10 protein-coding genes are annotated in these 11,708 nt (G+C 45.5%); 6 read left to right on the top strand and 4 right to left on the bottom strand.

Annotation, left to right across the window (positions count from 1 at the left end; translation table 11 throughout):
* Positions 1 to 77 precede the first annotated feature (77 nt).
* A complete protein-coding gene (locus tag OSC7112_RS29150; RefSeq protein ID WP_015179276.1) occupies positions 78 to 716 on the bottom strand; it encodes a hypothetical protein in 639 nt (212 codons plus the stop codon).
* A 357-nt stretch (positions 717 to 1,073) separates the two neighbouring features.
* Here OSC7112_RS29150 and pds point away from each other — a divergent pair, with 357 nt between their 5' ends.
* Positions 1,074 to 2,447, top strand: coding sequence for a 15-cis-phytoene desaturase (gene pds / locus OSC7112_RS29145; RefSeq protein WP_015179275.1), 1,374 nt, complete (start codon positions 1,074 to 1,076; stop codon positions 2,445 to 2,447).
* Between the two features lie 92 nt (positions 2,448 to 2,539).
* On the top strand, positions 2,540 to 3,469 hold the full coding sequence (gene crtB / locus OSC7112_RS29140) for a 15-cis-phytoene synthase CrtB (protein ID WP_015179274.1): 930 nt from the start codon (positions 2,540 to 2,542) through the stop codon (positions 3,467 to 3,469).
* A 142-nt stretch (positions 3,470 to 3,611) separates the two neighbouring features.
* Here the strand turns inward: crtB and OSC7112_RS29135 are convergent, their stop codons facing one another.
* On the bottom strand, positions 3,612 to 4,109 hold the full coding sequence (locus OSC7112_RS29135) for an HmpF-related protein (protein ID WP_015179273.1): 498 nt from the start codon (positions 4,107 to 4,109) through the stop codon (positions 3,612 to 3,614).
* Between the two features lie 155 nt (positions 4,110 to 4,264).
* Positions 4,265 to 6,988: a valine--tRNA ligase gene (locus OSC7112_RS29130; RefSeq protein WP_041622792.1), complete on the bottom strand. Its 2,724-nt coding sequence runs from the start codon at positions 6,986 to 6,988 to the stop codon at positions 4,265 to 4,267.
* A gap of 499 nt (positions 6,989 to 7,487) precedes the next feature.
* On the opposite strand from OSC7112_RS29130, the gene OSC7112_RS29125 reads away from it, so the two are divergent.
* From OSC7112_RS29125 to OSC7112_RS29115, 3 genes are all read left to right on the top strand, one after another.
* The gene (locus OSC7112_RS29125; protein WP_015179271.1) at positions 7,488 to 7,865 is read left to right on the top strand and encodes a GxxExxY protein; all 378 of its coding nucleotides are present in this window, start codon (positions 7,488 to 7,490) and stop codon (positions 7,863 to 7,865) included.
* 209 nt (positions 7,866 to 8,074) lie between these two features.
* Positions 8,075 to 8,410 (top strand): hypothetical protein, encoded by a 336-nt coding sequence (locus OSC7112_RS29120; protein ID WP_015179270.1) that lies wholly within the window; start codon positions 8,075 to 8,077, stop codon positions 8,408 to 8,410.
* Entirely contained in the window at positions 8,403 to 8,777 is a 375-nt protein-coding gene (locus OSC7112_RS29115) for a type II toxin-antitoxin system RelE/ParE family toxin (protein WP_015179269.1), read from the top strand. Before OSC7112_RS29120 ends, OSC7112_RS29115 begins: the two co-directional genes overlap by 8 nt.
* A 317-nt stretch (positions 8,778 to 9,094) precedes the next feature.
* Here OSC7112_RS29115 and OSC7112_RS29110 read toward each other — a convergent pair whose 3' ends face one another.
* The gene (locus OSC7112_RS29110) at positions 9,095 to 10,747 is read right to left on the bottom strand and encodes an FAD-dependent oxidoreductase (protein WP_015179268.1); all 1,653 of its coding nucleotides are present in this window, start codon (positions 10,745 to 10,747) and stop codon (positions 9,095 to 9,097) included.
* A gap of 58 nt (positions 10,748 to 10,805) precedes the next feature.
* On the opposite strand from OSC7112_RS29110, the gene OSC7112_RS41350 reads away from it, so the two are divergent.
* Positions 10,806 to 11,198, top strand: a complete 393-nt coding sequence (locus OSC7112_RS41350; protein WP_223300713.1) for a hypothetical protein — start codon at positions 10,806 to 10,808, stop codon at positions 11,196 to 11,198.
* Positions 11,199 to 11,708 lie beyond the last annotated feature (510 nt).

Raw genomic sequence — 11,708 nt, 5'->3', positions numbered from 1 at the left:
TGGCATTACAGTTATGATTCGGCGGTTGAAACCGCTTTACCTCAAACAAAGTCTGCCTGCGCCGACTGGTTCATATTCTAACTCACATTACCAACATTCAACTCACCGAGGCGCTTCAAAATACTCAGCACGCTGTACAAATCATTCCCCGGATTGAAAAGGTAAAACTTCCGAGAAAAAGCGTACTGTGCTTTTTCCCGCTTAACTAACTTGACAAATAGAAAATCTGCCCCATTCGTTAACAATCCGTAAGTAGGTCGATCGGCACTGAGATTAGCTAACATATAAGCCAGTAACTGCGGAATCCCTACCTCCAAAGAAAACGCCGCTTGCTTGGACTCGATAACCACTACCCAAAACTCCTGAAACAAAGCCAAAACATCCAACTGTCCCCTCACAATCACTCCCTCGTCTTCCTCAACAATTTCTACAGACTTTTCTGCAGTAACATGAAAAGGAGCCAGATAAAAATCAGCTAAATCCAAAAGCGGAGACAGCACCACCATTTTGACTGTATTTTCGAGCAGCGGCGGATGTTTGAGCAAATTCCTGTAACTTGCTTTCACTCTGTCTAATCGTTGTTTTTCACGATCGCTGATTTCTTGCAAATCATCTTGCCACTCGCGAAAAAATTGATCGTCCTCAACCCACTCTATTTTGAAGTGGGTTTCCAAATCCTTCAGTGCGACATTTCTAGATTGAATTGTTTGTACCATAAATTTAAGCAATTCATCAAAATTCGCTCTTAATTTATGATAGCAATAATTGCTAAATTTCCGTTAATTGCGTTTCCTAGGGCATAGGGCACTAGGGCACTTCAGGTCAGACCCGCAGTCCGGCAAGGGTTGAAACCCCTGCCTCAAAGCTAAAGTCCTCGCTTCCGAGGACTGAAGAACTCATTAGTCCTCTTTGAGAGGACTTGTGCTATGAGACAGGGAATTAATTCCCTGGCGGACTTTCGGGCTCAGCCGACACCTCCAAGCACTGCCGTGTCCCTACAGATTTCCCAAAAAATGTAACGAGTTGTAAAGTATAATTAAATCGAAGCGAACACAGAGGCCAAGTAGTATCAAATGCGAGTTGCGATCGCCGGAGCAGGCTTAGCAGGACTTTCCTGCGCTAAATATCTCACCGACGCGGGCCACACCCCCATAGTCCTAGAAAGTCGAGACGTACTCGGCGGCAAAGTCGCCGCCTGGAAAGATGCAGATGGCGACTGGTATGAAACCGGGCTGCACATCTTCTTCGGCGCATACCCGAATATGCTCCAACTGTTCAAAGAACTTGACATCGAAGACCGGCTGCAATGGAAAGAACACTCGATGATTTTCAATCAGCCGGAAACCCCCGGAACCTATTCCCGCTTTGACTTTCCCGACATTCCCGCCCCCTTCAACGGCGTCGCAGCCATCCTGGGCAACAACGATATGCTCACCTGGCCCGAAAAAATCCGCTTCGGCATCGGTTTGATTCCCGCAATGCTTCAGGGTCAAAAATATGTCGAAGCAATGGACAAATACTCGTTTTCCGACTGGCTGAAAAAGCAAAACGTCCCCCCCAGAGTCGAAAAAGAAGTATTCATCGCCATGTCCAAGGCGCTCAATTTCATCGACCCCCACGAAATATCTGCAACCATACTGCTGACAGCCCTCAACCGCTTCTTGCAAGAGAAAAACGGCTCGAAAATGGCCTTTTTAGACGGTTCCCCGACAGAAAGGTTGTGTCAGCCGATGGTAGACTACATAACTGAGCGCGGCGGTGAAGTGCGGCTGAATGCACCCATCAAAGAGTTTTTGCTCAACGATGACAACACGGTGCGCGGCTTCCAGATTCGGGGAGTAAAAGGGGCAGATTCAGAAATTCTGACGGCCGATATTTACGTTTCCGCGATGCCGGTTGACCCGCTGAAGTTGATGATGCCGAAACCTTGGGGCGAAATGGATTATTTCAAACAGCTCGAAGGCTTGGAGGGAGTACCCGTCATTAATGTACACTTGTGGTTCGATCGCAAATTAACTGATATCGACCATTTGCTGTTCTCGCGATCGCCCCTGCTGAGCGTCTACGCCGACATGAGCAACACCTGCCGCGAATATGCCAGCCCAGACAAATCCATGCTGGAACTGGTTTTAGCACCGGCCAAAGACTGGATAGGCAAATCTGACGAAGATATCGTCGCAGCCACAATGGTCGAGTTAGAAAAACTCTTTCCCGATCAAATCCCAGAACCAGCCAAACTGCTCAAATATCACGTAGTCAAAACCCCACGTTCCGTTTACAAAGCCACTCCCGGACGCCAGCAGTGCCGTCCCGCACAAACAACTCCCATTAGCAATTTCTATCTAACGGGGGATTATACAATGCAGCGTTATCTTGCGAGTATGGAAGGTGCCGTGCTTTCTGGTAAGCTGACAGCGCAGGCTATTTCGACGGCCAATAACAAATGAAAAATTAAGAATTTTTCATAAAAACGTAAAAGAATCTCCCGTTTTCTAAACGGGGGAATGTCAGTTCTAATCTTTAAATTTCTTATTCTCGGATGCTGCAACTGTCAAAACTCCAGTGCATGAGAACTCTGGCTTCTGTGGATGACTCTTACGAACTGTGCCGCCAAGTCACGGCGAGTTATGCCAAAAATTTTTATTTAGGCACTCAACTCATGCCCGAAGCGAAGCGTCGGGCGATTTGGGCGATTTACGTCTGGTGCCGCCGCACCGACGAACTCGTAGACGGGCCCGGTTCTGATGCAACGACCCCTGAAACCCTCAATCTGTGGGAAAAACGCCTAGAATCTGTGTTTGCCGGCCATCCTCACGACGACTACGACGTAGCTTTGGTGGATACGCTGTCTCGTTTCCCGATCGACATTGGGCCGTTTCGAGAGATGATTGCGGGGCAGCAAATGGACTTGTACCGCAGCCGCTACGAAACTTTTGAAGAGCTCAATCTTTACTGTTATCGAGTAGCCGGTACTGTCGGGCTGATGTCGATGTCTGTGATGGGTGTGGACGAGTCGAATCCCGCTGCTAAGTGGAATTGGCACTGGGGTAATAAAATTCCCAAAGAAGAAGCCGTCTCCCTCGGTATTGCCAAGCAGTTGACTAATATTCTGCGCGATGTCGGAGAAGACGCCCGCCGCGGTCGCATTTACATTCCCTTAGAAGACTTAGCCTTGTTTAACTACACTGAAGAAGATTTATTCAACGGTGTGATTGACAACCGCTGGCGGGAATTGATGCGGTTTCAAATTCAGCGAGCTCGCAAATTATACGCCAGCGCCGAGCCCGGAATTAAAGTGCTCAGTCCCGATATCCGCTGGACTGTTTGGGCTGCTACTATGCTCTACAGCAGGATCTTAAATGCGATCGAACGCAATCAATATGATGTGTTTCAGAAGCGGGCTTATGTTCGCAATTCTCAGAAACTGCTGTGCCTCCCCACCGCTTGGCTGAAGTCAAAAGTGCTTTAGCCGCAGCCCGTATTGCGGGCGATTCAGCAACTGGTAAGGGGTATTTGTCAAGTTACAAATTATATGATCTCCAGCAAATTGCATATTAGGTTTGTGGGGACGCGCTAGTAGCGTGTCCCTACGTTTGGTGTGTTAATTTAAGTCAAATTAGTGGAGTAGCGGGCGGAATTTGCAATTGGGCGATCGAACTTTCCAACAATTGCTTTTCCTGCTGGAGTTTGGCTTCTAAATTTTGAATTTGTTCCCGGCGGGCTTCAACTTCAATCAAGCGGCGAGACAATTCTTGACTCTGCAAAGTGAGAGATTGCCTCCAATCTTCTGCTTTCTGGGCTTCTTGCTGCAAAAAATCGGGAGTAAAGCCTGTTGTTAAATATTTCTCTACTAATTGTAGCACCCAGTTTGTAGCTGCTTGAATATGCAAAACCTGGCTATTTTCGTCAAGATTTGCTAATACTAGCATTCCTTCATTTAAAACATTAGTTGCAGAGTAAATTTGATTTCGATCAAAATCTTTCGGTAATGTCAAAAAACATTTTTCACTAACAATAGCCCAAGTATCATCAGAATTTTGGCAAGCCAGCAATTGCAGACTTATCTCGCCTACAAATTCCTGATTTTGTACTTGGGCTAAATATAACATGAGGGTAATTAGTGATTGGTAATTGGTTATTAGTTATTAGTTATTTGTTGTACGAGTTGTGAACCCGTAGGGGCGGGTTTTACCAACAATAATTGCCTGAAACTAACTATCTCGTAAACCCGCCCCCGCCACTGTCAACAGTTAACTGTCAACTATTAAAACACCTTTAGCCGATCGCGCAAAATCTCCGCCTGTTTTTCGGCTTCCGCCAAAGCATCCCTCGCCCCCTGAACCACATCCGGAGTAGCCTTATCCACAAACTTCTGATTAGTCAAGCGCGCCGCAGTATGCTTAATTTCAGCTTCCACTTTGCTCAACTTCTTTTCTAATTTAGCACGCAAAGCCGCCAAATCGACCACCCCAGCCAGAGGAATCAATACTTGCACAGTACCGACAACCCCAGCAATTGTCTGTCCCAAATCTGCATCCAAACTAGCCGTAACTGTCAGATGTTCTACTTTTGCCAAATCCTGAATGTAAACGCCTCCATCTGAGATGATTTGGCGTTCTTTCTCGCTTTCGCTTTGCAAAATCGCCCTTACCTTCACACTGGGTTTGATATCAGCATCTGCCCGCAAATTGCGAATAGTGCGAATTGTCCCGAACAACAACTCAAACTGCTGTTCTAATTCAGCATCAATTAGCGAGAGTTCGGCTTCAGGATAAGCTTGCAAAGCCAAACATTCGCCATCAACTGTTTGAGTCAGAGTGTGCCAAATTTCCTCAGTAATGTGCGGCATAAAAGGATGCAGCAGTTTCAAAATCCCTTCCAACACAAAAGCAAAAGTTTGTTGTGCCGCTTTCTTAGAATTTGGTTCAGCATCCTTTTGCAAGCGAGACTTGACTAACTCAATATACCAGTCACAGAAATCGCCCCAAATAAACTCATAAAGTCCCTTCGCCGCTTCCCCCAAACCGTAATTTTCCAAATAATTGCGGCTTTGTTGTACAACTTGATTGTAGCGAGAAAGAATCCAGCGATCGCACAATTCCAAACCACTTTCTACAGAAGGGATTCCCAATTGCTGCGGAGTCTGTCCCTCCAAATTCATCATCACAAACCTAGCCGCATTCCACAACTTATTCGTGAAATTCCGCGAAGCTTCTACCGATTTCGATTCATCAGTTTTGCGATCGTACTCCATGCGAATATTTTGACCTGCCCCAACCACTTCCTTCACCAAAGTGTAGCGCAAAGCATCAGTACCGTACTTGCCAATCAACAGCAGCGGGTCGATGCCGTTATTTTTACTCTTAGACATTTTTTGACCGTTTTCATCCAACACCAAACCGTGAATGTAAACAGTATCAAAAGGCATCTTTTCAGTAAAATGTCCTGCCATCATCGTCATTCTAGCAACCCAGAAAAAGATGATATCAAAACCCGTAACCAAAGTAGTTGTCGGATAGTAAAACTCCAAATCTTTAGTTTTGTCAGGCCATCCCAAAGTTGAGAAAGGCCACAACCCAGATGAAAACCAAGTATCCAATACGTCTGGATCTCTTGCTAGCTGCACGTCATTCCCAAATTTAGCCGTAGCTTTTTCCCTAGCTTCAGCTTCTGTTTTCGCCACTACAAACGGCGTTGTATCAGTAATTTCTCCTTGAGTTTCGCTAACAGCATACCAAGCCGGAATTTGGTGTCCCCACCACAATTGCCTGGAGATGCACCAATCCTTCAGCTTCACCAGCCAATCGCGATAAACCTTTGTCCATCTGTCAGGAACAAAGACTGGTGAGTTGCTTTGATCTAATGCGTCTAAAGCGCGTTGAGAAAGAGGATCGATCTTGACAAACCATTGCGTAGATATCAAAGGTTCGACTGCAACTTTACCGCGTTCGCTGTAGGGAACAGTATGCTTGTAATCTTCTATTTTAACCAGAACCCCGTCATTTTCTAACCGCTGCACCACATTTTTTCGGGCAACAAATCGGTCTTGTCCCTGGAAAACTCCGGCATTTTCATTTAAAGTGCCGTCCTTATTCATGATGTTAATAAACGGCAAATTGTGGCGTTTACCCATCTCGAAGTCATTCGGGTCGTGGGCGGGTGTTACCTTGACGCAACCTGTTCCGAAAGTCGGATCGACAAACTCATCAGCAATGATGGGAATTTCCCGATTTACGATCGGCAAAGTGACAGTTTTACCGATAAGATGCTTGTAGCGATCGTCCTGTGGATTCACAGCCACCGCAGTATCGCCCAACATCGTTTCCGGCCGAGTCGTCGCCACCTCCAAATAACCAGAACCGTCCGTCAAAGGATAGCGGAAATGCCACAAATGGCCGTCAACTTCCTGCTGGTCAACCTCCAAATCCGACACAGCAGACTGACTCGCCGGACACCAATTCACCAGGTAATTGCCCCGATAAATCAGCCCCTCATCGTACAGGCGGACAAACGCTTCTAAAACCGCAGCAGATAAGCCTTCATCCATCGTAAAGCGTTCGCGCGACCAATCGACAGACACGCCCAAACTGCGTAATTGATTAGTAATAATATTGCCCGATTCCGCTTTCCACTCCCAGGCCCGTTCCAAGAATTTTTCTCGGCCTAAATCGTGGCGAGTTTTGCCTTCTGCTTTGAGTTGCTTTTCGAGAATAGTTTGAACGGCGATGCTAGCATGATCCGTTCCCGGCAACCACAGGGTATTGCGTCCAGTCATGCGGTGATAGCGGACGAGGACATCAATCAGCGTCTCTTCAAAAGCGTGTCCCATGTGGAGGCTGCCGGTGACGTTGGGCGGCGGGATAACTACGCAGTAAGGTTCGCCGCCTTTTTCGGGGTCAGCTTTGAAGGTTTGGTTGTCTTCCCAGTATTTTTGCCATTTGGCTTCGGTGGCTTGGGGGTCGTATTGCGGGGGTAGGTTTGCGGTCATTGGCGAGAGGGTGCAGGTTTTATATATAAGATTGTGCCACAGCGGGGGGAAGAGAAGAGGTTTGAACCGCAGAGGGCGCAGAGGGCGCAGAGGGAAGAGTGTTGCGAGGGTTTTGGATGTCGTAAAAAAACCTTTCATCCCTCCCCTCTCTGCGCTCTCTGTGTTCTCTGCGGTAAAATCCTCTTAATATCTATTCACCTCTTTACAATCCACTCCATTAAGAGAAGAGTTTTGAACCGCAGAGGGCGCAGAGGGCGCAGAGGGAAGAGTGTGGGGAGGGTTTTGGATGTCGTAAAAAAACCTTTCATCTCTCCCCTCTCTGCGCTCTCTGTGTTCTCTGCGGTAAAATCCTCTTAATATCTATTCACCTCTTTACAATCCACTCCATTAAGAGAAGAGTTTTGAACCGCAGAGGGCGCAGAGGGCGCAGAGGGAAGAGTGTGGGGAGGGTTTTGGATTATGATTGTGATTATTGGTTTGAGAAGAGGAGAGAGGAGAGTTGGAAGATGATCTGAATGAGTTGACTTATGCTGTGATTGGGGCGGCGATGGAGGTTCATAAGGAGTTGGGGCCGGGGTTTTTGGAAGCGGTATATGAGAATTCGTTGCGTGAAGAACTCTCGCGCCGGGGAATTCCTTTTCAACCTCAACCTACAGTAAATGTAACTTATAAAGGTGTTGTTGTTGGGGAAGGCAGATACGATATGCTGGTTGCCAACACTATCGTAGTTGAATTAAAGTCAGTCCAAACTCTACTTCCTATCCATGAGGCTCAAGTTATCTCCTACCTCAAAATGACTGGTTATCCTCTAGCCCTTCTCATCAACTTTAATGTCCGCTTTTTAAAAGAAGGAATTCGCCGCCTCATCCTGTCGTAAAAAAACCTCTCATCCCTCCCCTCTCTGCGCTCTCTGCGCTCTCTGCGGTAAAATTCTCTTAATATCTATTTCACCTCTTTATAATGCACTTGATTAAGAGAAGAGTTGTGAACCGCAGAGGACGCAGAGGACGCAGAGGGAAGAGCGATATTCAAGGCGGGGCGGGTTTAGGTTAAAATGAAGGTAAAATTAAAAGGTTTGATGGCATTATGAATGTAGCAGCACTTCGACATCAAATCGATCGATGGCTCGATCGACTCTCTCCAGAACATCTGGCATTAGTTGCGAGTTTTATAGAGTTTCTAAGCCAAAAGCAACGTCAGGGGGTAATCATTTCGCAAAATAATCTGTCAGAGGTTTTCTCAGCAGAAATTCTAGAGATGCCTCCTGCTAATTCTTTTAGTATTCCAGAACCATCAGAAATTGACGGAGAGGGTCAATGTAAAGCAGCGCTTCTACAAGATTTTCGGCAAGCTTGGCACGAAGCCATGACTGGGCAAACCATTTCGGTTGCTCAAATGTGGGAAGGAATTGAAAATGACTGACTTGCCCTTAATTCAAGTTATAGTTTCACCAACCTTCAATCGCAATTTACGCACTCTTGCAAAAAAATACCGCAGCATTCGCAATGATATTCAACCTATTATCGAACAACTCACACGGGGAGAACTGCCAGGAGATCGAATTGCTGGAGTGGGTTATGCAGTCTTCAAGTTGAGAGTCCGAAATAGCGACACTCAAAAAGGTAAAAGTGGTGGATACCGTTTAATTTACTACGTCCAAACAGCAACGGGAATCATTTTGCTGACCCTTTACACTAAATCCGAACAAGTGGATATTGCAGCAGAGGATATTCAGAACATTATTACAGAATACGAGCAGCAGCAGAGCGAAGATCGAGAGGATATCTAAGAGTTGGGGAATCTTGCGCCGTCGAATATGAGGTTTCGACATCTTCAGTGGTAAAATCCTTTTAATATCTTATTTGACAGAAATCCCTAATCCAAAACCCGCATTCTATCGGAGAAAGCCACGATTTTGTTTGCAGATCGACCGTTTTTTTGTATTAGTCCTACTGGTAAAACAACTTGCAATAATTAAGGTTCGCAATGAATAACAGTTATCAAACTCCAGGAATTGCGTTTTTTGTTCTCAAACTCAAACAAAAGTTTATAGTTTGTAGGCTGGTTTAACATCGTATAGCAACACGGGCGACTGCTATATGTCGATTACTTCACTTCCTTATAATCCACCCCGTAACTCGTATCTCTCCCCGACAAATACGTCGTTTTCCCCGTCAAAGCTTCCAAATTTGCTCTCGTTTTAGCAGAAGTAATTGTATTCAGCGGGACGCCCCACTTGCTAGCCAAACCAGCCGCCACGCCCACACCTTGTCCTTGATAAATATTCACCGTCGCAATTCGCCCGACGGATACAGCCATACCGACATACCCGGACGATCGCCCGACAATGGCTAAATTCTTGACTTTGCTAGCCAAAGCACTTTCTATCCCGAAATTATACACTGGCAGCGGCGGAACTCTTGCAGATAAATTCTTGACTCCGCCCCGCACGTCGAAATCGTAAGAAAAACTGCCGATCGACTTTTCGGGTACTGTTCCTCCTTTGATAATCTCCTGCCCCGTCAGCGGATCTACCACATCGCGAACGTTCAAAGTTTGCCTGATATAAATCTCGTCTGGAAGAAATACTCTCACATCTTTACCAGACTTCTTTTGTAGCCAGTATTGGAGATATGACATTTCTTTAATCATCTCAGGAGTCGGTTTTCTGCCGTTAGCTTCCATCTTCATGATTTGGTCAACTTGGTATTTAAACAGAAACCCGTTCCATGAGAGCACATTTTTGTTATAAACGCAGACATTGCCTTTATCAAAAAAGAATCCTTTATTTTGGCTGAAGGGCAGATTTCTGTCTATGTGATACGCTGCACCTATAGCTACGCTTCTGATGTCGTAACCGTCTGTATATGGCTGATAAATCGTACTCCAGAAATTCCTCATCCAGAATTTTGCAGTAGCCGGATCTTTAGATTTCATAATGCTTTCTTTAATTTTTTTTACCAAAGGCTTGTTGTAGAGAATTTCATCTTCTATGCTGCGGAATTCGGACATCGTTATACCTGTAATTGTCGGAACTATAGAGACCGCTAAAGTTTCATTCTTTGATTTTATATTTTGAGATTCATATCCTGTATAATAAGATAACCCGGCTTTTCTTGCCAATTCTGCGTCTTGAGTTACGTCAATAAAAGAGTGGGCTTTAATTGTTAAATTTCTGCCGTTGACTTCGGCATATTCGATTTTTTTATTTACGACGTGGGGAGTAAGAGTTGAGTTGGAAATAACTTTGACTCCGGCTGCTGAAAGCATCTGTTTGAGAGCTCGATCTGCCTTTTTTGGGTCTAAGCAAGATTCCGGCGCATTCGCTTTATCTAAGAATTCCGTAAAACATTGGGCGTAGGGTTGGCGGTACCAACCTGGGATTTTATCTAAATCGATGTAAGCTAAACCGCCGCGGGTGAGTAAGCCGCCCAAAGGAGCACTTCCGTAGTTCGATCGCACGATCGCAACTTTGCCCTTTGCGCCTAAAGTCTTCTTAGCCCATATCGCCGCACATATCCCCGGTACTTCATCACCATATACTACTACATCAAACTTTTGCTCCGGTGATTTTTTGGGAGTTACCGGAGGCGGGCTGCTGGATTTTTGCTGCGGAGTTCCAGCGTCTAAGGTAGCACTTGCTGGGTCTCTATTTGCGATATAATTTTCTATTTCTCTGAAAGGCGGATAATTAAGTAAAAGTTTTACGGCGGCAAAGATGATTGCAATTGAAGCTAATTTCTTGAAAGTAGAGAGCATTCAGTTGACTCGTTTATAAATTTGCATTACCTGAAAGCGCAGTTCAGGGTTTACGGAGTTGAATATAGCACGTTTAGATAATTTCGACACAGTTTTAACTTTTCCGGGAACCGTGGTAAACGAATCTTCTCAACCCAAACCTGGTGATGCTGTCCTTGGCAGCCAAAATGCTACAATTACATCTATCACCAATTTAAACATAAAAAACATGACTTTTGAGGCGGTTTTAAATCTTGTTAGGCACTTGTCTCTAGCCGAAAAGTTACGATTGATTAAGTGGATTGTTCCTGAAAGAGAACGACAATTAGTTGTTGGGCAGACTCCCCGCAAATCATTGTGGGGTTTATGTGCTGACTTGGGAATTGCACCCTCTGCCGCTGATATAGATGAAGCCCGCAGCGAAGAATGGGCGAATTTCCCAAGGGAGGATTTCTCATGCTGCGTTCTGTAGCGGATACTCATGCTGTTATCTGGTATATTTTTGCCGATTCACGACTTTCAGTGACCAAGAATTTCTTGATAGTACAAGCCCCCGGATTCATTCCTTCGCAGACTCAGGACGGAGAAATAAAAAACGTCTATCCGAGAAACTTGCCCCCCGAATTTATCCGTGGAGTCAATGCTTCAATCTAAAATCTAAAATCTAAAATCTAAAATCGATTGACCGATCGCAAATTCCCGATTTGCCCGATCGCATTATTGCTGCTACTGCTTTGTACCTTAATGTACCCGTTATTAGTCGCGATCGCCGGATTCAATTATCTAGTATAGACACTATTTGGTAAATCTGAGTCACTCGGCGCAAGTTTAACTTTTCCGGGAACTGTTGTTAGCGGTTTTGCCAGTGTTACTGGTTTGGCAGGGCATTTGATGTGGGTAAGGATGGTGGGTGCGATCGCATCTCAGATATCTGGTGTCGGGAAGGGCGATCGGCTACAATAAGTTAAGAACAACCATTGAG

The organism is Oscillatoria nigro-viridis PCC 7112 (assembly GCF_000317475.1).
GTDB lineage: Bacteria > Cyanobacteriota > Cyanobacteriia > Cyanobacteriales > Microcoleaceae > Microcoleus > Microcoleus nigroviridis.
This window is presented reverse-complemented; position numbering and strand designations above follow the sequence as displayed.